The sequence below is a fragment of the Enterobacter sp. PL_is379 genome, assembly GCF_055817355.1.
The window spans coordinates 103969-128207 of sequence record NZ_JBVPGT010000025.1; the positions used below are offsets into that span (position 1 = coordinate 103969).

A 24239-nucleotide genomic window follows, 5' to 3' on the forward strand; every position below is an offset into this window, starting at 1 on the left:
GCTAATTTGCCGCCTGGCAGGATCTTTGTCCCTCCAGGCATATGTTTTTAGTATCCACCAGATATAATACAGCACGAATGGTATCACCATATTGGGTGGCCTGCCCTGAACACAACGGAGAAAGCATGTCCGACACACCTTTATTGAGCCTTGTAGTCGCCGTCTATAACGGTGAAAAATTCCTCAGCGCATTTTTCGACAGTATCAAAGCTCAACATCTGGACAGTCTGGAACTGGTCGTTGTGAACGACGGGTCAAGCGACAACTCCTCGGCCATCATTGCGCAGTACGCCGGAGAATTCCCGTTCTACAAGGTCATTGACCAGGCGAACCAGGGCGTCTCGGCGGCCCGTAATACGGGTCTGGCGCAAGCGACAGGCGAGTACGTCGCGTTCCCGGATATCGACGATGTCATTTATCCGGGCATGTATCCGCGACTGCTTGAAATGGCCAAAAATAACAATCTCGATGTGGCTACCTGCAACGGCACGTATATCTACGATGACGGCAGGCCGTCGAAGAAAATCTTCCCGTCCGACAAACTGCAATCTACAGACGTGCTGGATGGCCCAACGTGGCTACAGCGCGCGCTGGCGTCGCGTAAATTCCTGCACGTTACCTGGCTGAATATTTATCGCCACGCGTTTATTAAAGAGCAGGGTTTCACCTTTGAGCATGGTCTGCGTCATCAGGATATCCCGTGGACCACTGAAGTGCTGCTTACTGCAAAACGCGTGCAGTACACTGACGAAACGTTCTACGACTACCTGATTCATTCCGCCTCCGTCTCGCACACGCCAGGAACGGATGACACGCGTATGCGTAACGCCCGTCACTACATGAAAATCCTGGAAATGCTGGATGTTATCAACCAGCGCTACCCGGAGGCCGTGCGCCGGGTGCCGGCCTGCAGGTGGCAAATTGCAAAAGAGGGGCTGGGCATTCTGCACGCTATTAACAACATCGGCGATCTCAGCAAAAAACGCGAAATCATCCGTGAACTGTTCGACCGCGGTATCTGGGCACTCATCTGGAAAAATGCCCGTGGACTGCGCCAGCACTGGCGGCTGGGTCGCCGTTATTTCCGTTTGAAACGGTATCTGGCATAAGAGATAGCTTTACCTGGCTTAAATGCTTAGAATTTGCCCGCCGAAACTAAAAAAACGGATAATCGCTTGGAATTGTTGTATACCGCTCTGCTCTACATCATTCAGCCACTGGTGTGGCTGAGGCTGTTGCTTCGTAGCCGTAAAGCGCCTGCGTATCGTAAACGCTGGGCTGAACGCTATGGCTTCTGCCGCAATAAAGTCGCTCCGGACGGTATTTTGCTGCATTCCGTTTCTGTCGGTGAAACGCTGGCGGCAATCCCGCTGGTTCGCGCCCTGCGTCACCGCTACCCGTCGCTGCCAATTACCGTCACGACGATGACGCCAACCGGCTCGGAGCGCGCGTTATCCGCTTTTGGCAAAGACGTCCATCACGTCTATCTCCCTTACGATCTGCCCTGCGCCATGAATCGTTTCCTCAACACCGTGCGCCCGAAGCTGGTGATTGTGATGGAAACCGAACTGTGGCCGAACATGATTTCCGCCCTGCATGCCCGCAAAATTCCGCTGGTGATTGCCAACGCGCGCCTGTCAGAGCGCTCGGCGAAAGGTTACGGCAAGCTGGGTAAATTTATGCGCCGCCTGCTGAGCAAGATCACGCTGATCGCCGCGCAGAATGAAGAAGATGCGGCACGCTTTGTCTCTCTGGGCCTCAAACGCAACCAGCTCGCGGTGACGGGCAGCCTGAAATTTGATATTTCGGTTACCCCTGAGCTCGCTGCCCGTGCGATCACGCTGCGTCGCCAGTGGGCTCCGCGTCGTCAGGTCTGGATTGCGACCAGTACCCATGACGGTGAAGAAGAGATCATCTTGCAGGCTCACCGCAAGCTGCTGGAAAGCTTCCCTGATTTACTGCTGATCCTCGTGCCCCGCCATCCGGAGCGTTTCAAAGATGCCCGTGAAATGGTGCAGAAAGGCGGTTTCAGCTTCACGTTGCGCAGCAGCGGTGAGATCCCTTCCGGCAGCACCCAGGTGGTGATTGGCGATACGATGGGCGAGCTGATGCTGCTGTACGGCATTGCTGACCTCGCGTTTGTCGGTGGCAGCCTGGCCGAGCGTGGCGGACATAACCCGCTGGAGCCAGCAGCCCACGCCATTCCGGTGCTGATGGGGCCGCACACGTTTAACTTCAAAGATATCTGCGCGAAATTACAGCAGGCCGATGGTTTAATTACCGTGACCGATGCAGATTCAGTAGTCAAAGAGGTATCGACCCTTCTGACTGACGAAGATTATCGCCTGTGGTACGGGCGCCATGCGGTCGAAGTGCTGCACCAGAACCAGGGCGCCCTGACCCGTCTGCTGCAACTTCTGCAACCTTACCTGCCCCAGCGGAGCCACTAATGTCAACGCGTCTGTCGGTCGTGATGATCGCCAAAAACGCCGCCGACCTGCTTCCGGACTGCCTGGCCTCCGTTGCCTGGGCTGACGAGATAGTCATTCTTGACTCCGGAAGTACGGACAACACGGTGGACGTTGCCCGGGCAGCGGGTGCAAAAGTCTTTGTCGACGCTGACTGGCAAGGCTATGGCATCCAGCGCCAGCGCGCGCAGGGGTATGCCACCGGTGAGTATGTCCTGATGCTCGATACTGACGAGCGCATTACGCCAGAACTTCAGCAGGCCATTCAGGCGGTACTTTCCTCGCCCCAGCCTGGCGCCGTATACAGCATTGCCCGCCGCAACTACTTCCTTGGCCGTTTTATGCGCCACAGCGGCTGGTATCCTGACCGCGTGATGCGCCTCTACGAGCGCGAGCGCTATCAGTACAACGACAATCTCGTCCATGAATCACTGGCCTGCGACAACGCCCGGATAATCCCCCTGACGGGCGATTTGCTGCACCTGACCTGCCGCGATTTCGCCAGCTTCCAGCGTAAACAGCTCAACTATGCCACCGCATGGGCGCAGGAGCGTCACCAGCGCGGCAAGAAGGCCTCGCTGACGGGTATCTTTACCCACACGCTGGGCGCGTTCCTGAAAACGCTGGTGCTGCGCGGCGGCGTACTGGACGGTAAGCAGGGCTGGTTACTCGCGGTAGTGAATGCCCAGTATACTTTCAACAAATACACCGAGCTGTGGGCGCTCTGCCGCGGCTACTCAGAGAAAACGTGAGCCATGAGCACAAAAGCGATTTATCCGGGTACCTTCGATCCGATCACCAACGGTCATCTCGATATCATTACCCGTGCGGCGTGCATGTTCGACAAGGTGATCCTGGCCATTGCCGCCAGCCCCAGCAAAAAACCGATGTTTGACCTCCACGAGCGCGTGCAGCTTGCCACCGATGCCATTTCGCACCTGCCGAACGTTGAGGTGGTCGGGTTTAGCGACCTGATGGCAAACTTCGCCCGCGCCCAGCAGGCGAATATTCTGATCCGTGGCTTACGCGCGGTGGCAGACTTCGAGTATGAAATGCAGCTGGCGCACATGAACCGCCACCTGATGCCGGAGCTGGAGAGCGTGTTCCTGATGCCCTCCAAAGAGTGGTCGTTTATCTCTTCCACGCTGGTGAAAGAGGTGGCGCGTCATCACGGGGACGTTACCCATTTCCTGCCGGTTAACGTCCACCAGGCGTTGATGGAAAAGCTAAAGTAGCCCTATTTCTGGCACTGACGGCAGTAGAACGTGGCGCGCTGGGCGTGCTTCGTGGCAATAACTGGCGTGCCGCAGACTCTGCACGGTTCGCCCTTACGGCCATACACCTGAAGCTCCTGGGCAAAATAGCCCGGCTTGCCGTCACTTTGCAGGAAGTCCTTCAACGTTGTCCCGCCCTGCTCAATCGAGCGAAGTAATACGGCTTTAATCACCCGGACCAGCAGCTCACACTCCTGCGCCGACAGCGAAGAGGCCAGCCGATCGGGATGGATCCCGGCCGCAAACAGCGATTCGCTGGCATAAATATTCCCAACGCCGACCACCAGCTTGTTATCCATTAGCCAGGGCTTAATCGGGCTTTTCTTCTTCGCGCACTTCGCCTTGAGATATTCCGCGTTAAACGCGTCTGAAAGCGGCTCCGGGCCCAGATGCGCCAGCACGTTATGTCCTTCCAGCTCCTTCGTCCACAGCCACGCGCCAAAGCGCCGTGGGTCGGTGTAACGGAGCACTTTGCCGTTGCTCATCACCAGATCGACGTGGTCGTGCTTTTCAGCAGGCAGTTCTTCGGTAAGGATGCGCAGGCTCCCGGACATCCCCAGGTGGATAATGATCCAGCCGTCGGGCAGCTCCAGCAGCAGATATTTCGCGCGACGCTGCACGCTAAGGACGGGTTGATCGCTCAGGGCATGGATCTCATCGGACACCGGCCAGCGCAGACGTCCGTTGCGGACCACCGCGTGAAGAATCGTCGCGCCGACCAGATGGGGCTCAATGCCGCGACGGCTGGTTTCTACCTCAGGTAATTCAGGCATGGTTCCTCCGTTGAGATACAGAATGCAAAAAACCCCGCAGTTGCGGGGTTTTTCGATACAAGGAGACTAAAATTATTTGATTTTAGCTTCTTTGTACAGTACGTGCTGGCGTACAACTGGATCGAACTTTTTCAGTTCCAGTTTTTCCGGCTTAGTACGTTTGTTCTTCGTGGTGGTGTAGAAGTGACCTGTACCAGCAGAAGAAACCAGCTTGATTTTCTCGCGAATACCTTTAGCCATGATTTATTTCCTCTTTAAGTACTTAGTACTTTTCGCCACGGGCACGCAGTTCGGACAGAACTGTATCGATGCCTTTCTTATCGATTACACGCATACCTTTAGCAGATACGCGCAGGGTGACAAAACGCTTCTCGCTCTCAACCCAGAAACGGTGAGAGTGCAGGTTCGGCAGGAAACGGCGTTTAGTCGCGTTCAGTGCGTGGGAACGGTTGTTACCGGTCACCGGACGCTTGCCAGTAACTTGGCAGACTCGGGACATGTCTATTCTCCAAAAATCAAATTAGCTCGAGCTTCGTATGGGGTATCGGCGCCTCGTCAGGCTTTACAGCCCGGTCATCGCATAGTTCTAAGTGAACTCTCGATTGCCAGGCCCAAATGCCAAACCCGAGATTCTCAAAGGTGGCGTAGTATACGCTGACTCGGCGGTGTGCTCAAGTCCCGAACAGACAAAGATCCCGATGGATCGCGAGAAATAGCCTAAATCCAGCCATGTTCTGCGAAAGAAATGTACTCACCGCGGCCAATTATCAGATGGTCCAGCACACGAATGTCCATGAATTGACAGCATTTGATAATGCGTTCGGTGATTTCTTTGTCCGCTCTGCTCGGTTCTGCACAGCCAGAGGGGTGATTATGCGCGAGGATCACGCCCGCTGCATTCACTTTTATCGCTTCCCGCACAATTTCACGCGGATGCACCTCAACGTGGCTCAATGTGCCCGCAAAGAGACAGCTATGTTTCAGCACCCGATTTCTGTTATCAACAAAGATCACCATAAAGATCTCGCGTTCAATATCGGTTAACTGGCTTTGCAGGAATTCGCGCGTCATCGCGGGCGTCAGGATCGGATCGTCCTTCTCCATGCGGACATTGTAAAAACGACGGGCAAGTTCGGCAATGGCCCGCAGCTGGGCATATTTCGCCACGCCGATCCCCTCAACGTGCGTAAACTGCGCCAGATCGGCGGTCAGTAAACCGTACAGCGAACCGAAACGTGCTATCAGCTCTTTTGCCAGCGTAAATACCGTTTTTCCGGGCGTTCCGGTACGTAAAAAGAGCGCCAGCAGTTCATCATCTTTTAACAGGGTGACGTCATAGCGCAGCAGTTTTTCTCGCGGCAGCAACAGCTCATCCTCTTCTTCCATGCTCTTTCTCCCTTTTTTAGCCGCATGCTGCCACACGCCAATCCGGCGCTCGACGGCCACGTTGCGTTCTTGCGTAGCGCCTCGCAAAGTGGTCGAAGGACAAAATCACCCCGCTTTGGGGATTGTGATAAAATGCCTGCTCTCTGGTGAAACCCAACAGGAAAGAATCATGATGAGCCTGGCCGGTAAAAAAATCGTTCTTGGCGTGAGCGGCGGCATTGCTGCCTACAAAGCGCCAGAGCTGGTGCGTCGTCTGCGCGAGCGCGGGGCAGATGTGCGGGTCGCGATAACCGAAGGCGGTAAAGCCTTTATCACTCCTCTGAGCCTGCAGGCCGTTTCAGGATACCCGGTATCTGACAGCCTGCTCGATCCGGCCGCCGAAGCCGCGATGGGCCATATTGAGCTGGGTAAATGGGCTGACCTGGTTATCCTTGCCCCCGCCACGGCTGATTTAATCGCCCGGGTGGCGGCCGGTATGGCAAACGATCTGGTCTCTACCATTTGTCTGGCCACGCCTGCCCCTGTTGCCGTCGTTCCTGCCATGAACCAGCAGATGTACCGTAACGCGGCCACCCAGCACAATCTGGAGACGCTGGCCTCACGCGGCCTGCTTATCTGGGGTCCGGACAGCGGCAGCCAGGCCTGCGGCGATGTTGGCCCGGGTCGCATGCTTGACCCGCTGACGATTGTTGATATGGCCGCAGCCCATTTTTCGCCTGTCAACGATCTGCAACATCTCAACATCATGATTACCGCGGGCCCCACGCGCGAGCCGCTGGATCCGGTGCGCTACATCACCAACCACAGCTCCGGTAAAATGGGCTTTGCGATTGCCGCCGCCGCTGCGAAGCGTGGCGCGAACGTCACGCTGGTGAGCGGCCCGGTCTCGCTGCCTACCCCTGCGTTTGTGAAGCGAATTGACGTTACTACCGCGCTGGAGATGGAAGCCGCCGTACAGGCTCATGCGCAAAGCCAGCAGATTTTTATCGGCTGTGCTGCCGTCGCAGACTATCGTGCCGAGACGATCGCCGAGGCTAAAATAAAAAAGCAAGGCGATGAATTAACACTAAAAATGGTAAAAAACCCGGACATTGTTGCCGGTGTCGCCGCACTAAAAAGCCACCGTCCATACGTTGTTGGGTTTGCCGCAGAAACGAATAATGTGGAAGAATATGCCCGGCAAAAACGTACCCGCAAAAACCTCGATTTGATTTGCGCGAACGACGTATCGCTGGCCACACAAGGATTTAACAGCGACAGCAACGCACTGCACCTTTTCTGGCAGGATGGAGATAAAGTCTTACCGCTTGAGCGCAAGGAACTCCTGGGCCAACAATTACTCGACGAGATCGTTACCCGTTATGATGAAAAAAATCGACGTTAAGATTCTGGACCCGCGTGTTGGCGAGCAATTCCCGCTGCCAACCTATGCCACCTCCGGCTCTGCCGGTCTTGACCTGCGCGCCTGTCTCGATGACGCCGTAGAACTGGCTCCGGGTGCCACTACCCTGGTTCCAACTGGCCTGGCCATTCACATTGCTGACCCGTCGCTGGCGGCGGTGATCCTGCCGCGTTCTGGCCTGGGCCATAAGCATGGCGTTGTGCTGGGGAACCTGGTCGGCCTGATCGACTCCGACTACCAGGGTCAGCTGATGGTCTCCGTCTGGAACCGTGGTCAGGACAGCTTCACCATTGAACCGGGTGAGCGTATCGCACAGATGGTCTTTGTACCGGTGGTACAGGCAGAATTTAACCTGGTGGCAGACTTTGACGCCACCGACCGCGGCGAAGGCGGCTTCGGCCATTCCGGGCGCAAATAACGGCCCGACAGACACGTATCTCACAGCGTCATAATGCAATAACAAACCGCAAACGCCCGTTTGCGGTCGCTGTGTGGATGCCAGCCTGGCAAGTGCTTATTTTCAGGGGTATTTTGTAACATGGCAGAAAAACAAACCGCGAAAAGGAATCGTCGCGAAGAAATACTTCAATCTCTGGCTCTGATGCTTGAATCCAGCGATGGCAGTCAACGCATCACCACCGCTAAACTGGCCGCCTCTGTGGGCGTGTCTGAGGCGGCGCTGTACCGTCATTTTCCGAGCAAGACCCGGATGTTCGACAGCCTGATCGAGTTTATTGAAGACAGCCTGATCACGCGCATCAACCTGATTCTGAAAGACGAAAAAGACACCACCGCGCGTCTGCGTCTGATTGTGCTGTTAATCCTGGGCTTCGGTGAACGCAATCCGGGCTTAACTCGTATCCTCACCGGCCACGCGCTGATGTTTGAGCAGGACAGACTGCAGGGCCGCATTAACCAGCTTTTCGAACGCATTGAAGCTCAGTTGCGCCAGGTACTGCGCGAAAAGAAAATGCGTGAAGGCGAAGGTTACAGCATTGATGAAACGCTGCTGGCGAGCCAGATTCTGGCGTTTTGTGAAGGGATGCTCTCTCGCTTTGTGCGCAGCGAGTTCAAATACTGTCCAACGGACGATTTTGACGCCCGCTGGCCGTTAGTGGCTGCTCAGTTGCAGTAACACCGTTGCCGGGTGGCGGCTTCGCCTTATCGGGCCTACGAAATGCGCAGGCCCGATAAGCGTAGCGCCACCGGGCAATTTAACTACACCCCGAACGCTTCCCGGTACGCACGTACCGCCGCCAGATGGTCCGCCATCTCAGGCTTCTCTTCCAGATACGCAATCAGGTCTTTCAGAGTGATAATCGACGTCACTTTGCAGCTGTAATCGCGCTCGACTTCCTGAATAGCGGAAATTTCCCCGCGACCACGTTCCTGACGATCCAGAGAAATCAGCACGCCAGCCAGCGTCGCACCGTTGGCCTGAATGATCTCCATCGATTCGCGGATCGCCGTACCCGCGGTGATCACGTCGTCCACCAGCATCACGCGGCCCTGCAGCGTGCTGCCAACCAGATTCCCGCCTTCACCGTGGGTTTTAGCCTCTTTGCGGTTAAAGCAGTACGGCACGTCACGGTCATGGTGTTCCGCCAGCGCTACCGCGGTGGTGGTCGCAATCGGAATGCCTTTATAGGCCGGGCCAAACAGCAGGTCAAAATCAATCCCGGAATCCACCAGCGCTTCGGCATAGAAACGGCCTAACAATGCCAGATCGCGCCCGGTATTAAACAGCCCGGCGTTGAAGAAATAGGGGCTCTTACGCCCGGATTTCAGCGTAAATTCGCCAAACTTAAGTACCTGCTTGTTAAGCGCAAACTCAATAAACTGGCGCTGATACGATTTCATGGATTTGCTCCTTTGGTTTTTCTGTCTTACAGGCAAAAAAAAGGCGACTCATTGGTCGCCTTTAAAATCAATTTTCTAACGCCGCTTTCTGCGTCGTTACAATGGACTCGATTCCCCCTCGGGCCAACGCCAGGAGAGAGAGAAGCTCTTCGTGGGTGAACGGCTCGCCTTCCGCCGTACCCTGTACTTCAATGATGCGACCGTCTTCGGTCATCACCACGTTCATGTCGGTTTCGGCTGCGGAATCTTCAACGTATTCCAGATCGCAAAGCGCTTCGCCGTTAACGATACCGACTGAAACCGCCGCAACCATGCCTTTCATTGGGTTGGTTTTCAGCTTACCGGCCGCAACCAGCTTGTTCAGAGCGTCCGCCAGCGCCACGCAGGCACCGGTAATGGATGCGGTACGCGTACCGCCGTCTGCCTGAATTACGTCGCAATCGAGAGTGATGGTGAATTCGCCGAGGATTTTCAGGTCAACGGCGGCGCGAAGCGCGCGCGCGATTAGACGCTGAATCTCCATGGTACGACCGCCCTGCTTCCCTTTTGCCGCTTCACGGGCATTACGGGTATGGGTCGCACGCGGCAGCATGCCGTATTCTGCGGTGATCCAGCCCTGACCCTGACCTTTCAGGAAGCGCGGAACACCTTCTTCGATGGAGGCAGTGCACAGCACTTTAGTGTCACCAAACTCAACCAGCACGGAGCCTTCAGCGTGTTTTGTATAGTTACGGGTCAGGATGACGGGACGCACCTGGTTGGCGCTACGACCTGATGGACGCATGATGGATTCTCCGGCTTGAAACGAATGTGGCTGCGCATTATACGGATAAAGGACGCTTATTCCTATCCTGAGAAGCCCCCGAAAGCTATAATCCCCCCATCTCTCCTTTAAAAACGGGAATGTCTATGATCCGCAGTATGACCGCCTACGCCCGGCGTGAAATCAAGGGTAGCTGGGGTAGCGCCACATGGGAAATGCGCTCGGTAAACCAGCGTTACCTGGAAACGTATTTCCGTATGCCGGAGCAGTTCCGCAGCCTTGAGCCTGTTGTACGCGAGCGTATTCGTACGCGTCTGACGCGCGGTAAAGTGGAATGTAACCTGCGCTTTGAGCCTGATGCCAGCGCACAGGGCGAGCTGATCCTCAACGAAAAACTGGCGAAACAGCTCGTGAATGCGGCGAACTGGGTCAAAATGCAGAGCGATGAAGGTGAAATCAACCCGGTTGATATTCTGCGCTGGCCTGGCGTCATGGCAGCTGGAGAGCAGGATCTGGATGCCATTGCCGCTGAAATCCTGGCAGCCCTCGACGGCACGCTGGACGACTTTATCGTTGCCCGCGAAACCGAAGGTCAGGCGCTGAAAGCGATGATTGAGCAGCGCCTTGAAGGCGTGAGCACCGAAGTGGCGAAAGTCCGCACCCATATGCCGGAAGTGCTGCAGTGGCAGCGCGAACGCCTTGTCGCCAAACTGGAAGAAGCGGAAGTTCAGCTGGAAAACACCCGTCTGGAACAAGAGCTGGTGCTGATGGCGCAGCGTATCGATGTCGCTGAAGAGCTGGACCGTCTGGAAGCGCACGTTAAAGAGACCTACAACATTCTGAAGAAGAAGGAAGCGGTGGGCCGCCGTCTGGACTTTATGATGCAGGAGTTCAACCGTGAGTCGAACACCCTGGCGTCTAAATCGATCAATGCTGACGTGACGAATTCAGCGATTGAGTTGAAAGTGCTGATTGAGCAGATGCGCGAGCAGATTCAGAACATCGAGTAATGCCTTTCGGGTGGTGTCGACGGCACCACCCATTATTATTTCTAATCCATATCAACATCCGTTTTTACGTTTTACCGCCTATCACCAAGCCTGCTCAAAATAAATTAATAAAATTTTATAGGGCAACCTGACTCGCCTTAGAAAATCTCAATCGTGATCTTGCGCACAAATCGCTAACCTCCCCGCGTTCACACTGGAGGGTCTATGCTGCTTCACATCCTTTATCTCATTGGCATCACCGCAGAAGCCATGACCGGCGCGCTTGCCGCCGGACGTCGCCGTATGGACACCTTCGGCGTAATCATTATTGCTACCGCGACCGCGCTTGGCGGTGGTTCCGTGCGCGATATCCTGCTTGGCCATTACCCGCTCGGCTGGGTTAAACACCCTGAATACGTGATTATTGTGGCGACTGCTGCCGTGTTAACCACCATCGTGGCGCCCGTTATGCCCCATCTTCGCCGCCTGTTCCTGGTGCTTGATGCGCTGGGGCTGATCGTCTTTTCGATCATCGGTGCGCAAATCGCGCTCGATATGGGGGAAGGACCGGTTATCGCCACCATTGCCGCCGTGGTCACGGGCGTATTCGGCGGTGTGCTGCGCGATATGTTCTGCAAGCGCATTCCTCTGGTCTTTCAAAAAGAACTGTATGCCGGCATCTCCTTTGCGGCAGCGGTGCTTTATATCGCCCTGCAGCATTACGTTTCTAACCATGATGTGGTGGTCATCTCGACGCTACTGTTTGGCTTTACGGCCCGCATGCTGGCGCTGCGTCTGAAGCTCGGGCTGCCCGTTTTTCATTACAAACACAGCGCACACTAGTTTCAGAACCCGTTGATGTGCTGTTCAGCGAGCCATTTCGCCAGCACATCAATCTGAGGCACGTGCATCCAGTTAACGATTTGTCGCGCTTTTTCTTCTCCCGTTCCCGGCAGGGCCTGCCAGTCCTTTGCGTTGCGCCCGCTCATCTTCTGCCACGATATGTCTCCCATCGCCTTCAGCGAAGCCTGCGTCATTGGCACACCCAACGCCATGAGCCAGCGGATAAACGGCTTCTCGCGCACCAGATTAAATCGGTGCCAGAGCGCCAGCCCGCGTGCTGAGGAAAACCCCGGTGTAGACTGCAGCTGCGCCTGAGTTAATAACAGCCATGAAAAGAGATGTTCAAAATGATGCGCCTGCCAGAGGGTACGCCAGCCTGACTCGCCTAATCCTTCAATATCAAGCACCTGCTTTGAACTGAGCCAGGTCAGCCGGGCAAAGAACTGCTCCATACACTCCGGGGAAGCGTAGAAACAGCTAAGCGAATGATAACGCGAGGCCGGAGGCTCTGGTTTATGTCTGTCCGTCCCGCGCCAGAGCACTTTATCAAACCGGGGGATACCCTGCCCGGCCAGGCTGATCTGTATCTGATCCCCCGGGGCAATATCCAGTATCTGCCAGCGCCCAACCGAGCCCAGGCTCACCCGCTGCACCTGTTTATCATCCAGTTGCACGGGTTCCAGCGCGGCTACAACGGAAATTTTGCCCGTTCGCCCCACGGAAAAATGAATATTACTCACCTCAGCAACCTGGGCTGTAGGCGCATATTTCCACGCAACGACCCAGTTGCCTTCTCCCGGTAACCAATCTTCGCCAGCAGGTTCATCCTCCGAACGCACCACAATGCCATCCGTGGCAAAGGGTAATGCGGTCACGTGCCAGGCCGCGCGCTGTTTCTCGACGCCATCAACAGATTCGGCGGGAAGCGTATACCGTGCCGACAGCGTAAAACCAGCCTGAGACAGTTCAGCTAAAGAGGTCTGCATATCTTTCGGTCCGTCCGGCCAGGCCCAGATGAATACGCCGATCTTGCTCAATAGCGAGTTATCCTTTTGCCGCATCATCGCCCCCGCCACCTTTGCACGAGCGTTCATTCCGCCCATCTGCTGCTGAATGTGGTTGTCGCGCAACCAGAAGAGTTCGCCCTGTAAGACGCTGTTCGCCAGCTTGCCGGTGAGCTTTTGCGGAACAGACGGGACTAAACGCACCTTCCCGGTCCAGTCTTCCCCTTTCAGGCCATCACCACGACTGATGGCCTGGGTTAACTTCCCGTCACGATAGACCAGCGTCACCGCCACACCGTCAACTTTCGGCTGCAGCCACAGATGTTGCCGCGCACGCATCCACTGTCTCAGTTCCTCTTTGCTGGCCACCTTATGCACGCCCGTGTGGGCAACAGGATGTTTTACGCTCCCCGTCAGCGCGGGGAGTTTCTCTTCTGAAGGCTCACTGCCAAAACAGCGCTGCCACTGCGTTAAACGCCCGTGAAGCTGGTCGTAAACCTCGTCGTTGATCTCGCTCACGCCCTGCTTCCAGTAAGCCTCATCCCAGCGTTTGATTTGCGCGCTTAACGACGCCATCTCTTTCTCTGCTTTTGCCTGCGACCACACCGGACACATCGCCGCGCCATAACCGCACCACAACAGCATTAACCCGCTTATCCATCGCCACATCGCTACCCCTCCTTTGCGTTGCAGGAGGTATACCCGGATGCCTGAAACAACGCTAACGGCAACGTTTCGCATTGCGAGACGCTATCCAGTATTTCTTTTGGTTGCTGAAAACCACAGATAAAACCTGAAAACGGCACGCAAAATTCAATAATCGAGGGGAAAAAGTGTGACAAAGGCTACGTCACACGGCGGTGACGTGTATAATAAGCCCGTATGTAGGACTTCTTCGTTAACACATACAAAAGACTCTCATGGCTCAAGGCACGCTTTATATTGTTTCTGCCCCTAGTGGCGCGGGTAAATCCAGCCTTATTCAGGCACTGTTAAAAACCCAACCGTTGTACGACACACAGGTTTCTGTTTCTCACACCACGCGCCAGCCGCGTCCGGGTGAAGTGCACGGTGAACACTATTTCTTTGTGGATCACGACGAATTCAGAGCGATGATCGGCAGAGACGCGTTTCTTGAACACGCTGAAGTATTTGGTAATTACTACGGTACTTCGCGTGAAACCATTGAGCAGGTTCTGGCCACGGGCGTGAATGTGTTCCTGGATATCGACTGGCAGGGCGCACAGCAAATTCGCAAGAAAATGCCTGACTCGCGCAGTATCTTTATTTTACCGCCATCGAAAGATGAGCTGGATCGCCGTCTGCGTGGTCGCGGTCAGGACAGCGAAGATGTGATCGCAAAGCGTATGGAACAGGCTGTTGCAGAAATGAGCCATTACGCGGAATATGATTACCTTATTGTGAATGATGATTTTGATGCCGCATTGAGCGATCTCAAAACCATTCTTCGTGCAGAACGTCTGCGTATGAGCCGCCAGAAGCAGCGACATGACGCATTAATCACCAAACTGTTGGCAGACTGAACCCACTTTCAGTATCATGCCCAGTCATTTCTTCACCTGTGGAGCATTTTAAGTATGGCACGCGTAACTGTTCAGGACGCTGTAGAGAAAATTGGTAACCGTTTTGACCTGGTGCTGGTCGCCGCGCGTCGCGCTCGTCAGATGCAGGTAGGCGGTAAAGATCCGCTGGTACCGGAAGAAAACGATAAAACCACCGTTATTGCACTTCGCGAAATCGAAGAAGGTCTGATCAACAACCAGATCCTCGACGTGCGTGAGCGCCAGGAGCAGCAAGAGCAGGAAGCCGCAGAACTGCAGGCCGTAACCGCTATTGCTGAAGGTCGTCGTTAATTAAACCTGCGGGTCGCCCTTGTATCTGTTTGAAAGCCTGAATCAACTGATTCAAACCTACCTGCCTGAAGACCAGATTAAACGTCTTCAGCAGGCGTATCTCGTTGCACGTGACGCTCACGAGGGCCAGACACGTTCAAGCGGTGAACCCTATATCACGCACCCGGTAGCGGTGGCCTGTATTCTGGCCGAGATGAAACTCGACTACGAAACGCTGATGGCCGCTCTGCTGCACGACGTGATCGAAGATACCCCTGCCACTTATCAGGACATGGAACAGCTGTTTGGCAAAAGCGTTGCCGAACTGGTGGAAGGGGTCTCTAAGCTTGATAAGCTGAATTTCCGCGACAAGAAAGAGGCGCAAGCCGAAAACTTCCGCAAGATGATTATGGCGATGGTGCAGGATATCCGCGTCATTCTCATCAAACTCGCTGACCGTACCCACAATATGCGCACGCTGGGCTCACTTCGCCCGGATAAACGTCGCCGCATTGCCCGTGAAACCCTCGAAATCTACAGTCCGCTGGCGCACCGTTTAGGTATTCACCACATTAAAACCGAGCTGGAAGAGCTGGGTTTTGAAGCGTTGTACCCGAACCGCTATCGCGTGATTAAAGAGGTGGTGAAAGCCGCACGCGGCAACCGTAAAGAGATGATTCAAAAGATCCTCTCTGAAATCGAAGGGCGCTTACAGGAAGCGGGGATCCCGTGCCGCGTCAGCGGTCGCGAGAAACACCTGTACTCCATCTACTGCAAAATGGTGCTCAAAGAGCAGCGTTTTCACTCGATCATGGATATCTACGCCTTCCGCGTCATTGTCCATGACTCGGACACCTGTTATCGCGTGCTGGGGCAGATGCACAGCCTCTACAAACCGCGTCCGGGGCGCATGAAAGATTACATCGCCATTCCAAAAGCGAACGGCTATCAATCTTTGCACACCTCGATGATTGGTCCGCACGGCGTGCCTGTTGAGGTGCAGATCCGCACCGAAGACATGGACCAGATGGCAGAGATGGGGGTTGCCGCACACTGGGCGTATAAAGAGCACGGTGGCGAAAGCAGCACGACCGCACAAATCCGCGCCCAGCGCTGGATGCAGAGCCTGCTGGAGCTTCAGCAGAGTGCGGGCAGCTCGTTTGAATTTATCGAGAGCGTTAAATCCGATCTCTTCCCGGATGAGATTTACGTTTTCACCCCAGAAGGTCGCATTGTCGAACTGCCTGCGGGCGCAACGCCGGTCGACTTCGCTTACGCCGTGCATACCGATATCGGGCATGCCTGCGTCGGCGCGCGCGTCGACAGACAGCCTTATCCACTGTCTCAGCCGCTCTCCAGCGGCCAGACGGTAGAAATTATTACCGCGCCGGGCGCACGTCCGAACGCGGCCTGGCTGAACTTTGTCGTGAGCTCCAAAGCACGCGCCAAAATTCGCCAGTTGCTGAAAAACCTCAAGCGTGATGATTCCGTCAGCCTGGGTCGTCGTCTTCTCAACCACGCGTTGGGCGGAAGCCGTAAGCTGGCTGAAATTCCGCAGGAGAACGTCCAGCGTGAGCTGGAGCGCATGAAGCTTACGTCGCTTGACGACCTGCTGGCAGAGATTGGCCTCGGCAACGCCATGAGCGTGGTGGTGGCGAAGAACCTGCAGCAAGGCGACACAACAGCGGTGCCGGCAACCACGCAAAGCCACGGACACCTGCCGATTAAAGGCGCGGACGGCGTGCTGATCACCTTCGCAAAATGCTGTCGTCCAATTCCTGGCGATCCGATTATTGCGCACGTCAGCCCGGGCAAAGGGCTGGTTATCCACCACGAATCCTGTCGTAACATTCGCGGCTATCAGAAAGAAGCCGAGAAGTTTATGGCGGTCGAGTGGGATAAAGAGACCGCGCAGGAATTTATCACCGAAATTAAGGTGGATATGTTCAACCATCAGGGTGCCCTGGCGAACCTGACGGCAGCGATCAACACGGCCTCTTCCAACATTCAAAGCCTGAACACAGAAGAGAAAGATGGCCGCGTGTATAGCGCCTTTATTCGTCTGACCGCTCGCGACCGCGTGCATCTGGCGAATATTATGCGCAAGATCCGCGTCATGCCGGACGTGATTAAAGTCACCCGAAACCGAAACTAGGTTTATGAATTCACAACGTTATGCACGTATCTGCGAAATGCTCGCCAGGCGTCAGCCTGACCTGACGGTCTGCATGGAGCAGGTGCATAAACCTCATAACGTCTCTGCTATCGTTCGTACCGCAGATGCCGTCGGTGTGCATGAAGTGCACGCCGTCTGGCCGGATGGCCGTATGCGCAATACGGTCTCGGCGGCAGCAGGCAGCAACAGCTGGGTATCTGTCAAAAATCATCACACCATTGGCGAAGCCGTATCGCACCTGAAAGGGCGCGGGATGCAGATCCTGGCCACTAACCTGTCCGCTAAAGCCGTAGATTTCCGCGAGATCGACTACACCCGCCCGACCTGCATTTTGATGGGTCAGGAGAAAACCGGGATCACCCAGGAAGCGCTGGATCTGGCGGATCGGGACATCATCATTCCGATGATCGGCATGGTCCAGTCTCTTAACGTCTCCGTGGCGTCCGCGCTCATTCTGTATGAAGCGCAGCGCCAGCGTCAGAACGCCGGGATGTACGAGCGCAGCAAAAGCATGCTGCCGGAAGAGGAACAGCAGCGACTGCTGTTTGAAGGTGGTTATCCGGTGCTGGCTCGCGTTGCGAAGCAGAAAAAATTGCCTTACCCCCACGTCAACGCGCAGGGCGAAATTGAAGCCGATGCCGAGTGGTGGGCCACCATGCAGTACGCCGGGTAAGCGATGAAAGGCCGCCTGCTGGATGCCATCCCGCTTAACAGCCTGACGGGCGTGGGCGCGGCGCAAAGCAATAAGCTGGCAAAAATTGGCCTGCACACGGTGCAGGATCTCCTGCTTCACCTCCCCCTGCGTTACGAAGACCGCACCCAGCTATACAAGATTGGCGATCTCCTTCCTGCCATTTACGCCACCGTTGAAGGCGAAGTCCTGAACTGCAACATCACCTTCGGCGGACGCCGGATGATGACCTGCCAGATCAGCGACGGCACCGGCATTCTCACCATGCGTTTTTTCAACTTCAGCGCGGCGATGAAAAACAGCCTGGCGACGGGCCGAAGGGTGCTGGCCTATGGCGAAGCCAAACGCGGGAAATACGGCGCAGAGATGATCCACCCGGAGTACCGCGTGCAGGGCGATCTCAGCACGCCGGAGCTGCAGGAGACGCTCACCCCGGTTTACCCGACGACGGAAGGCATCAAGCAGGCGACGCTGCGTAAGCTCACCGATCAGGCGCTGGAGCTGCTGGATACCTGCGCCATTACCGAGCTGCTGCCGCCCGAGCTGGCGCAGGGTATGATGAGCCTGCCCGAGGCGCTGCGCACCCTGCACCGCCCGCCGCCAACGCTGCAGCTCAGCGACTTAGAAAGCGGCAAACACCCCGCTCAACAGCGTCTTATCCTTGAGGAATTACTGGCCCATAACCTGAGCATGCTGGCGCTCCGCGCAGGCGCGCAGCGTTTCCATGCCCAGCCATTAAGCCCGCGTGATGAGCTCAAAGATAAGCTGCTGGCCTCCTTGCCGTTTAAGCCCACCGGCGCACAGGCGCGCGTCACCGCCGAAATCGAACGCGATATGGCGCTCGACGTGCCGATGATGCGCCTGGTGCAGGGCGACGTGGGGTCCGGTAAAACGCTGGTCGCCGCCCTGGCGGCCCTGCGCGCGATCGCCCACGGTAAACAGGTGGCGCTCATGGCGCCGACCGAGCTGCTGGCCGAGCAGCACGCCAATAATTTCCGCGCCTGGTTTGCGCCGCTGGGGATTGAAGTGGGCTGGCTTGCCGGGAAGCAAAAAGGCAAAGCGCGCCTTGCGCAACAGGAGGCTATTGCCAGCGGGCAGGTGCAGATGATTGTCGGCACGCACGCCATCTTCCAGGAGCAGGTGCAGTTTAACGGCCTTGCGCTGGTGATTATCGACGAGCAGCACCGCTTCGGCGTGCACCAGCGTCTGGCATTATGGGAGAAAGGCCTGCAGCAGGGCTTCCACCCGCATCAGCTGATCATGACCGCTACGCCGATCCCGCGCACCCTGGCGATGACGGCCTACGCCGATCTGGATACCTCCACCATCGACGAACTGCCCCCGGGCCGTACGCCGGTCACAACGGTCGCCATTCCTGACACGCGCCGCAGCGATATCATTGACCGCGTGCGCAACGCCTGCACCCACGAAGGGCGCCAGGCCTACTGGGTCTGTACGCTGATTGAAGAGTCGGAACTGCTGGAAGCGCAGGCTGCCGAAGCCACGTGGGAAGAGCTTAAGCTGGCACTGCCGGAGCTGAACGTGGGCCTGGTTCATGGACGCATGAAGCCTGCCGAAAAACAGGCGGTGATGCAGTCGTTTAAGCAGGGCGAGCTGCATTTGCTGGTCGCCACGACGGTCATTGAAGTGGGTGTGGACGTCCCGAACTCCAGCCTGATGATTATCGAAAACCCGGAGCGCCTGGGCCTTGCCCAACTCCACCAGCTGCGCGGGCGCGTTGGCCGTGGCGCGGTAGCGTCCCACTGCGTCCTGCTCTACAAAGCCCCGCTCTCAAAAACAGCCCAGATGCGTCTGCAGGTGCTGCGCGACAGCAACGACGGTTTTGTGATTGCGCAAAAAGACCTGGAGATCCGCGGCCCTGGCGAGCTGCTGGGCACGCGTCAGACGGGGAACGCGGAATTCAAAGTGGCGGATTTGCTGCGCGATCAGGCCATGATCCCCGAGGTTCAGCGCCTCGCCCGCCACATTCATGAACGCTACCCCGAACAGGCGGCAGCGTTAATTGAGCGCTGGATGCCGGAAACCGAACGCTATTCAAACGCCTGATTCAGGCAAACATCGGCAGCATCAGGTACAGCTTAATCACCAGCGCGTTGACGATATCAATGAAGAACGCCCCGACCATCGGGACCACCAGAAACGCCATGTGCGAAGGCCCGAAGCGTTCGGTGATCGCCTGCATGTTGGCGATAGCCGTTGGGGTAGCCCCCAGACCAAACCCGCAGTGACCCGCCGCCAGCACCGCCGCATCGTAGTTTTTGCCCATCATCCGCCAGGTCACGAACATGGCATACAGCGCCATAAACAGCGCCTGTACCGCCAGAATCGCCACCATCGGCAGCGCCAGCGAGGCCAGCTCCCACAGCTTGAGGCTCATCAGCGCCATCGCCAGGAACAGCGACAGGCAGACGTTGCCGAGCACCGACACCGCCCGTTCAAACACCCGGTAGAAGCCCATCAGCGCCAGACCGTTGCTCAGGATCACCCCGATAAACAGCACGCAGACAAACGTCGGCAGTTCAAACGCTGAGCCCGCCAGCCATTGCGCAACCACTTTGCCCACGGTCAGGCAGATGGCGATCGTCGCGATGGTTTCAATCAGCACCAGCGAGGTAATGCTGCGCCCGACGTCCGGCTTTTCAAATGCGGTCGGCACCAGCTCATCGTCCGGCCTGCCGTCCGGCGTGGTGGAGTGCTTCACCAGATAGCGCGCCACCGGGCCGCCAATCAGGCCACCCAGCACCAGCCCAAAGGTCGCGCAGGCCATCGCCACCTCCGTCGCGTTTTCAAACCCGTAGCGCTCGATGAACAGCTTGCTCCATGCGGCCCCGGTACCGTGGCCGCCCGAAAGGGTAATTGACCCCGCCAGCAGCCCCATCAGCGGATCCAGTCCCAGCAGCGTCGCCATCCCGATGCCGATAGCGTTTTGCATCAGCAGCAGCCCCACCACCACAATCAGGAATACGCCGAGCACTTTACCGCCCGCCCGCAGGCTCGCCAGATTGGCGTTCAGGCCGATGGTGGCAAAGAAGGCCAGCATCAGCGGGTCCTTCAGGGACATATCAAAATCGATTTCCCAGCCCATGCTTTTTTTCAGCACCAGCAGGGCCAGCGCCACCAGCAGACCACCGGCGACAGGTTCAGGAATGGTGTATTTCTTCAGAAGAGAAACGCTATGTACCAGCTTACGGCCAAGCAGTAAGACCAGCGTTGCGGCAACAAGTGTCGACAACGTATCGAGATGAATCATAAAAGGCTCCTGTTTTGCGCGTGTTCCATACACACGCGGCGTTATCCTGGGCCGGTTTGCGCTCTTCATGAGCTCCCGGCGCGAAAAAGTGTAATTTTTTTTCCCGATACGTTGTAGAAAACCTGCTCACAGCGGCAGATTTTCTTCCCTTTTTTTGCTGGCAATCGTTTGCTTTTACCAGGTGGTCAGATAAAATGCCCGCTTTTCCACCGTGGGATTGCCGCCGATGTCCGTTAACACCATAGAGTCGCCTGATGCGCAACCGATTGCGCAGAAGCAAAATAGCGAACTGATTTACCGCCTTGAAGACCGCCCGCCGCTGCCGCAAACGCTGTTCGCCGCCTGCCAGCATCTTCTGGCGATGTTTGTTGCGGTGATCACCCCGGCGCTGCTGATTTGCCAGGCGCTCGGTTTACCGGCGCAGGACACGCAGCACATTATCAGCATGTCTCTTTTTGCCTCCGGCGTGGCCTCGATTATTCAAATTAAAGCGTGGGGTCCGGTGGGGTCGGGATTATTATCGATTCAGGGCACCAGCTTTAACTTCGTGGCGCCCCTGATCATGGGCGGTACGGCCCTGAAAACCGGCGGTGCAGATGTCCCGACCATGATGGCGGCGCTGTTCGGCACGCTGATGCTGGCCAGCTGTACGGAGATGGTGATCTCCCGCGTTCTGCATCTGGCTCGCCGCGTTATCACCCCGCTGGTTTCCGGCGTCGTCGTGATGATTATCGGCCTGTCGCTGATTCAGGTGGGTCTTACCTCCATCGGCGGCGGCTATGCCGCAATGAGCGACCACACCTTCGGCGCGCCGAAAAACCTGCTGCTGGCAGGCGTCGTGCTGGCGATCATTATTCTGCTTAACCGTCAGCGTAACCCTTACCTGCGCGTGGCCTCGCTGGTGATCGCCATGGCGGCGGGTTACCTGCTGGCGTGGGCGCTGGGCATGCTGCCGGAGAACACCGCGCCGACCAACAGCGCACTGATCACCGTTCCTACGCCGCTGTACTACGGTCTGGGCATTGACTGGGGTCTGCTCCTGCCGCTGATGCTGGTCTTTATGATCACCTCTCTGGAGACCATCGGTGATATCACCGCCACCTCCGACGTCTCCGAGCAGCCGGTGTCCGGCCCGCTGTACATGAAGCGCCTGAAAGGCGGCGTGCTGGCGAATGGCCTGAACTCGTTTGTCTCTGCGGTATTCAACACCTTCCCGAACTCCTGCTTCGGTCAGAACAACGGCGTGATCCAGCTGACCGGCGTGGCCAGCCGCTACGTTGGCTTCGTGGTGGCGCTGATGCTGATCGTCCTCGGCCTGTTCCCGGCGGTGAGCGGCTTTGTGCAGCACATCCCTGAGCCGGTGCTGGGCGGCGCAACGCTGGTGATGTTCGGGACGATCGCGGCCTCCGGCGTGCGTATCGTCTCCCGCGAGCCACTGAACCGCCGCGCGATCATGATTATCGCCCTGTCACTGGCCGTCGGTCTGGGCGTTTCCCAGCAGCCGCTGATCCTGCAGTTTGCACCTGACTGGGTAAAAAACCTGCTCTCTTCCGGCATTGCCGCAGGCGGTATCACCGCTATCGTGTTGAACCTCGTTTTCCCGCCTGAGAAAAATTGATTTCTCTCACGGCAGGCAGTCAATGCCTGCCGTGACATCTAATTACACCATTCCCGCCTTGAGGATTGCGCATAAATCGTGCATAACTCCCTTATGTGCGTTTTGCGGGATGGAAGACCATGAAATTTATTGGAAAGCTCCTCATCTATCTTCTGGTAGCCCTGCTCATTGTGATGCTGGCGCTCTACATTCTGCTCCAGACCCGCTGGGGCGCGTCTCAGGTCAGCAGCTGGGTGACGGTGAATACCGATTACGAACTCAGTTTCGACAAGATGAATCACCGCTTTTCGTCGCCTTCCCACCTCATTCTGGAAAACGTCACCTTCGGTCGGGACGGAAAACCCGCCACCCTGGTTGCCAAAAAAGTGGATATCGGCCTGAGTAGCCGCCAGATAACCGATCCGCTGCACGTGGACACCATCACCCTGTTCGACGGCACGCTTAATCTCTCCCCACAGACCGCGCCGCTGCCTTTCCAGGCCGATCGTCTGCAGTTGAACAACATGGCGTTCAACAGCCCGAATACCGAATGGGACCTGAGCGCGCAGAAGGTGACGGGCGGCGTCAGCCCATGGCAGCCAGAAGCGGGCAACGTGCTGGGTAATCACGCGCAGATCCAGATGAGCGCAGGCTCGCTGACTCTGAACGGCGTACCGGCCACCAACGTGCTGATCGAGGGCCAGCTTAACGGCAAGGAGGTGGTGCTGAACACGATTGGTGCCGATATGGCCCGCGGCTCACTCACCGGCTCCGCCCTGCGCAACGCCGACGGGAGCTGGATTATCGACACCATGCGCCTGAACGAAATCCGCCTGCAGAGCGATAAAATGCTGACCGCGTTCTTCGCGCCGCTGGCCACCATACCCTCTCTGCAGATTGGTCGTCTGGACGTGACCGACGCCCGGCTTCAGGGCCCGGACTGGGCGGTGACCGATCTCGATTTAAGCCTGCGCAACCTGACTCTCAGCAAAGGCGACTGGCAGAGCCAGGAAGGCCGCCTGTCGATGAACGCCAGCGAGTTTATCTACGGCTCGCTGCATCTGTTTGACCCGATCCTGAATGCGGAGTTTTCCCCGCAGGGAATGGCGCTGCGTCAGTTTACCTCCCGCTGGGAAGGCGGCATGGTGCGCACCTCCGGCAACTGGCTGCGCGACGGTAAAGCGCTGGTGCTGGACGATGTCGCCATCGCCGGGCTGGAGTACACCCTGCCGCAGAACTGGAAAACGCTGTGGATGGCGCCTCTGCCGGAATGGCTGAACAGCGTCACGCTGCAAAAATTCGGCCTAAGCCGCAACCTGGTGATCGACATCGATCCTGCCTTCCCGTGGCAGATCACTTCTCTGGACGGTTATGGCGCAAACCTGCAGCTGGTGAAAGATCGCCAGTGGGGCGTCTGGGGCGGCAGCGCGACCCTGAACGGCGCGGCGGCGACCTTTAACCGCGTCGACGTACGTCGTCCGTCGCTGGCGCTGAATGCCAACGCCGCCACGGTGAACATTACCGACCTGAGCGCGTTTACCGAGAAAGGTATTCTGGAAGCAACGGCGACGGTTTCTCAGCTTCCGCAGCGGCAGACTACGGTGAGCCTGAACGGGCGCGGCGTGCCGCTCAACGTACTGCAGCAGTGGGGCTGGCCTGCGCTGCCGATTGCGGGCGACGGCAATATTCAGCTCACCGCCAGCGGCAGCGTGCAGGCCAATGCGCCACTGAAGCCAACGGTGAACGGCAAGCTGAGTGCAGTGAATATGGATAAACAGCAGGTGCAGCAGACGATGGCGGGCGGTGTAGTTTCAACACCGCCCTCACCCCAGCCCTCTCCCTGAAAGGGAGAGGGAGCAAACCATTCCCTCGCCCCTCTGGGGAGAGGG

General features: G+C 56.9%; 24 protein-coding genes. 16 read left to right on the forward strand and 8 right to left on the reverse strand.

The window, feature by feature from the left end:
- The first annotated feature begins 125 nt into the window (after positions 1–125).
- From AC0TOY_RS07205 to coaD, 4 genes are all read left to right on the forward strand, one after another.
- Positions 126–1109: a glycosyltransferase gene (locus tag AC0TOY_RS07205; protein WP_024906624.1), complete on the forward strand. Its 984-nt coding sequence runs from the start codon at positions 126–128 to the stop codon at positions 1107–1109.
- Positions 1110–1175: 66 nt separating this feature from the next.
- The gene (gene waaA / locus AC0TOY_RS07210; RefSeq protein WP_473721657.1) at positions 1176–2450 is read left to right on the forward strand and encodes a lipid IV(A) 3-deoxy-D-manno-octulosonic acid transferase; all 1275 of its coding nucleotides are present in this window, start codon (positions 1176–1178) and stop codon (positions 2448–2450) included.
- Positions 2450–3220: a glycosyltransferase family 2 protein gene (locus AC0TOY_RS07215; RefSeq protein ID WP_473721658.1), complete on the forward strand. Its 771-nt coding sequence runs from the start codon at positions 2450–2452 to the stop codon at positions 3218–3220. The genes waaA and AC0TOY_RS07215 overlap by 1 nt, the downstream gene beginning before the upstream one ends.
- Before the next feature lie 3 nt (positions 3221–3223).
- Positions 3224–3703 carry a pantetheine-phosphate adenylyltransferase gene (coaD, locus tag AC0TOY_RS07220; protein ID WP_008502695.1) on the forward strand — a complete coding sequence of 160 codons (480 nt, stop codon included), beginning with the start codon at positions 3224–3226 and terminating at the stop codon, positions 3701–3703.
- 2 nt (positions 3704–3705) lie between these two features.
- On the opposite strand, the gene mutM is transcribed toward coaD, so the two are convergent.
- The 4 genes from mutM to radC form a co-directional block, all read right to left on the reverse strand.
- On the reverse strand, positions 3706–4515 hold the full coding sequence (mutM, locus tag AC0TOY_RS07225) for a bifunctional DNA-formamidopyrimidine glycosylase/DNA-(apurinic or apyrimidinic site) lyase (RefSeq protein ID WP_032643723.1): 810 nt from the start codon (positions 4513–4515) through the stop codon (positions 3706–3708).
- A gap of 72 nt (positions 4516–4587) precedes the next feature.
- Positions 4588–4755, reverse strand: a complete 168-nt coding sequence (gene rpmG, locus AC0TOY_RS07230; protein WP_003024094.1) for a 50S ribosomal protein L33 — start codon at positions 4753–4755, stop codon at positions 4588–4590.
- 22 nt (positions 4756–4777) lie between these two features.
- Positions 4778–5014, reverse strand: coding sequence for a 50S ribosomal protein L28 (gene rpmB / locus AC0TOY_RS07235; protein ID WP_002436699.1), 237 nt, complete (start codon positions 5012–5014; stop codon positions 4778–4780).
- Between the two features lie 218 nt (positions 5015–5232).
- Positions 5233–5901: a RadC family protein gene (gene radC / locus AC0TOY_RS07240; RefSeq protein WP_417927989.1), complete on the reverse strand. Its 669-nt coding sequence runs from the start codon at positions 5899–5901 to the stop codon at positions 5233–5235.
- Between the two features lie 172 nt (positions 5902–6073).
- Between radC and coaBC the strand changes: the two genes are divergently transcribed.
- From coaBC to slmA, 3 genes are all read left to right on the forward strand, one after another.
- Positions 6074–7285, forward strand: a complete 1212-nt coding sequence (gene coaBC / locus AC0TOY_RS07245) for a bifunctional phosphopantothenoylcysteine decarboxylase/phosphopantothenate--cysteine ligase CoaBC (protein ID WP_024906629.1) — start codon at positions 6074–6076, stop codon at positions 7283–7285.
- Positions 7263–7721, forward strand: coding sequence for a dUTP diphosphatase (gene dut / locus AC0TOY_RS07250; protein ID WP_008502691.1), 459 nt, complete (start codon positions 7263–7265; stop codon positions 7719–7721). Before coaBC ends, dut begins: the two co-directional genes overlap by 23 nt.
- A gap of 120 nt (positions 7722–7841) precedes the next feature.
- Positions 7842–8438 (forward strand): nucleoid occlusion factor SlmA, encoded by a 597-nt coding sequence (gene slmA, locus AC0TOY_RS07255; RefSeq protein WP_024906630.1) that lies wholly within the window; start codon positions 7842–7844, stop codon positions 8436–8438.
- An 83-nt stretch (positions 8439–8521) separates the two neighbouring features.
- Here the strand turns inward: slmA and pyrE are convergent, their stop codons facing one another.
- Together pyrE and rph are read right to left on the reverse strand one after the other, a co-directional pair.
- Positions 8522–9163 carry an orotate phosphoribosyltransferase gene (pyrE, locus tag AC0TOY_RS07260; RefSeq protein WP_061716218.1) on the reverse strand — a complete coding sequence of 214 codons (642 nt, stop codon included), beginning with the start codon at positions 9161–9163 and terminating at the stop codon, positions 8522–8524.
- A 67-nt stretch (positions 9164–9230) separates the two neighbouring features.
- Entirely contained in the window at positions 9231–9947 is a 717-nt protein-coding gene (gene rph, locus AC0TOY_RS07265) for a ribonuclease PH (RefSeq protein ID WP_024906632.1), read from the reverse strand.
- A 125-nt stretch (positions 9948–10072) separates the two neighbouring features.
- Here rph and AC0TOY_RS07270 point away from each other — a divergent pair, with 125 nt between their 5' ends.
- Complete coding sequence (locus AC0TOY_RS07270; RefSeq protein ID WP_061716219.1) at positions 10073–10936, forward strand: YicC/YloC family endoribonuclease; 864 nt, start codon at positions 10073–10075, stop codon at positions 10934–10936.
- A gap of 204 nt (positions 10937–11140) precedes the next feature.
- Entirely contained in the window at positions 11141–11758 is a 618-nt protein-coding gene (locus AC0TOY_RS07275; RefSeq protein ID WP_023334014.1) for a trimeric intracellular cation channel family protein, read from the forward strand.
- 2 nt (positions 11759–11760) lie between these two features.
- Here AC0TOY_RS07275 and ligB read toward each other — a convergent pair whose 3' ends face one another.
- Positions 11761–13431, reverse strand: a complete 1671-nt coding sequence (gene ligB, locus AC0TOY_RS07280; RefSeq protein ID WP_148770322.1) for an NAD-dependent DNA ligase LigB — start codon at positions 13429–13431, stop codon at positions 11761–11763.
- A gap of 251 nt (positions 13432–13682) precedes the next feature.
- On the opposite strand from ligB, the gene gmk reads away from it, so the two are divergent.
- The 5 genes from gmk to recG are packed head-to-tail and all read left to right on the forward strand — an operon-like array spanning position 13683 to position 19549.
- Positions 13683–14306: a guanylate kinase gene (gene gmk / locus AC0TOY_RS07285; RefSeq protein WP_420251565.1), complete on the forward strand. Its 624-nt coding sequence runs from the start codon at positions 13683–13685 to the stop codon at positions 14304–14306.
- A 54-nt stretch (positions 14307–14360) separates the two neighbouring features.
- Complete coding sequence (gene rpoZ / locus AC0TOY_RS07290; RefSeq protein ID WP_000135058.1) at positions 14361–14636, forward strand: DNA-directed RNA polymerase subunit omega; 276 nt, start codon at positions 14361–14363, stop codon at positions 14634–14636.
- 19 nt (positions 14637–14655) lie between these two features.
- Positions 14656–16770, forward strand: coding sequence for a bifunctional GTP diphosphokinase/guanosine-3',5'-bis pyrophosphate 3'-pyrophosphohydrolase (spoT, locus tag AC0TOY_RS07295; RefSeq protein WP_024906643.1), 2115 nt, complete (start codon positions 14656–14658; stop codon positions 16768–16770).
- 4 nt (positions 16771–16774) lie between these two features.
- Positions 16775–17464, forward strand: a complete 690-nt coding sequence (gene trmH / locus AC0TOY_RS07300) for a tRNA (guanosine(18)-2'-O)-methyltransferase TrmH (protein WP_473721659.1) — start codon at positions 16775–16777, stop codon at positions 17462–17464.
- Between the two features lie 3 nt (positions 17465–17467).
- Positions 17468–19549, forward strand: a complete 2082-nt coding sequence (gene recG, locus AC0TOY_RS07305) for an ATP-dependent DNA helicase RecG (RefSeq protein ID WP_252074037.1) — start codon at positions 17468–17470, stop codon at positions 19547–19549.
- A gap of 1 nt (position 19550) precedes the next feature.
- Here the strand turns inward: recG and gltS are convergent, their stop codons facing one another.
- The gene (gene gltS, locus AC0TOY_RS07310; protein ID WP_157188419.1) at positions 19551–20753 is read right to left on the reverse strand and encodes a sodium/glutamate symporter; all 1203 of its coding nucleotides are present in this window, start codon (positions 20751–20753) and stop codon (positions 19551–19553) included.
- Between the two features lie 226 nt (positions 20754–20979).
- Between gltS and xanP the strand changes: the two genes are divergently transcribed.
- Together xanP and AC0TOY_RS07320 are read left to right on the forward strand one after the other, a co-directional pair.
- On the forward strand, positions 20980–22371 hold the full coding sequence (gene xanP, locus AC0TOY_RS07315) for a xanthine/proton symporter XanP (protein WP_014881972.1): 1392 nt from the start codon (positions 20980–20982) through the stop codon (positions 22369–22371).
- Between the two features lie 119 nt (positions 22372–22490).
- Entirely contained in the window at positions 22491–24194 is a 1704-nt protein-coding gene (locus AC0TOY_RS07320) for an AsmA family protein (RefSeq protein ID WP_090420354.1), read from the forward strand.
- Positions 24195–24239: the final 45 nt, after the last annotated feature.

What these genes read in the sequence shown, in the direction of transcription:
- AC0TOY_RS07205 (WP_024906624.1), top strand. Translation starts at nt 126, where the DNA reads ATGTCCGACACACCTTTATTGAGCCTTGTAGTCGCCGTCTATAACGGT.
- AC0TOY_RS07215 (WP_473721658.1), top strand. Translation starts at nt 2,450, where the DNA reads ATGTCAACGCGTCTGTCGGTCGTGATGATCGCCAAAAACGCCGCCGAC.
- coaD (WP_008502695.1), top strand. Translation starts at nt 3,224, where the DNA reads ATGAGCACAAAAGCGATTTATCCGGGTACCTTCGATCCGATCACCAAC.
- mutM (WP_032643723.1), bottom strand. Translation starts at nt 4,515, where the DNA reads ATGCCTGAATTACCTGAGGTAGAAACCAGCCGTCGCGGCATTGAGCCC.
- rpmG (WP_003024094.1), bottom strand. Translation starts at nt 4,755, where the DNA reads ATGGCTAAAGGTATTCGCGAGAAAATCAAGCTGGTTTCTTCTGCTGGT.
- rpmB (WP_002436699.1), bottom strand. Translation starts at nt 5,014, where the DNA reads ATGTCCCGAGTCTGCCAAGTTACTGGCAAGCGTCCGGTGACCGGTAAC.
- radC (WP_417927989.1), bottom strand. Translation starts at nt 5,901, where the DNA reads ATGGAAGAAGAGGATGAGCTGTTGCTGCCGCGAGAAAAACTGCTGCGC.
- coaBC (WP_024906629.1), top strand. Translation starts at nt 6,074, where the DNA reads ATGAGCCTGGCCGGTAAAAAAATCGTTCTTGGCGTGAGCGGCGGCATT.
- dut (WP_008502691.1), top strand. Translation starts at nt 7,263, where the DNA reads ATGATGAAAAAAATCGACGTTAAGATTCTGGACCCGCGTGTTGGCGAG.
- slmA (WP_024906630.1), top strand. Translation starts at nt 7,842, where the DNA reads ATGGCAGAAAAACAAACCGCGAAAAGGAATCGTCGCGAAGAAATACTT.
- pyrE (WP_061716218.1), bottom strand. Translation starts at nt 9,163, where the DNA reads ATGAAATCGTATCAGCGCCAGTTTATTGAGTTTGCGCTTAACAAGCAG.
- rph (WP_024906632.1), bottom strand. Translation starts at nt 9,947, where the DNA reads ATGCGTCCATCAGGTCGTAGCGCCAACCAGGTGCGTCCCGTCATCCTG.
- AC0TOY_RS07270 (WP_061716219.1), top strand. Translation starts at nt 10,073, where the DNA reads ATGATCCGCAGTATGACCGCCTACGCCCGGCGTGAAATCAAGGGTAGC.
- AC0TOY_RS07275 (WP_023334014.1), top strand. Translation starts at nt 11,141, where the DNA reads ATGCTGCTTCACATCCTTTATCTCATTGGCATCACCGCAGAAGCCATG.
- ligB (WP_148770322.1), bottom strand. Translation starts at nt 13,431, where the DNA reads ATGTGGCGATGGATAAGCGGGTTAATGCTGTTGTGGTGCGGTTATGGC.
- gmk (WP_420251565.1), top strand. Translation starts at nt 13,683, where the DNA reads ATGGCTCAAGGCACGCTTTATATTGTTTCTGCCCCTAGTGGCGCGGGT.
- rpoZ (WP_000135058.1), top strand. Translation starts at nt 14,361, where the DNA reads ATGGCACGCGTAACTGTTCAGGACGCTGTAGAGAAAATTGGTAACCGT.
- trmH (WP_473721659.1), top strand. Translation starts at nt 16,775, where the DNA reads ATGAATTCACAACGTTATGCACGTATCTGCGAAATGCTCGCCAGGCGT.
- recG (WP_252074037.1), top strand. Translation starts at nt 17,468, where the DNA reads ATGAAAGGCCGCCTGCTGGATGCCATCCCGCTTAACAGCCTGACGGGC.
- gltS (WP_157188419.1), bottom strand. Translation starts at nt 20,753, where the DNA reads ATGATTCATCTCGATACGTTGTCGACACTTGTTGCCGCAACGCTGGTC.
- xanP (WP_014881972.1), top strand. Translation starts at nt 20,980, where the DNA reads ATGTCCGTTAACACCATAGAGTCGCCTGATGCGCAACCGATTGCGCAG.
- AC0TOY_RS07320 (WP_090420354.1), top strand. Translation starts at nt 22,491, where the DNA reads ATGAAATTTATTGGAAAGCTCCTCATCTATCTTCTGGTAGCCCTGCTC.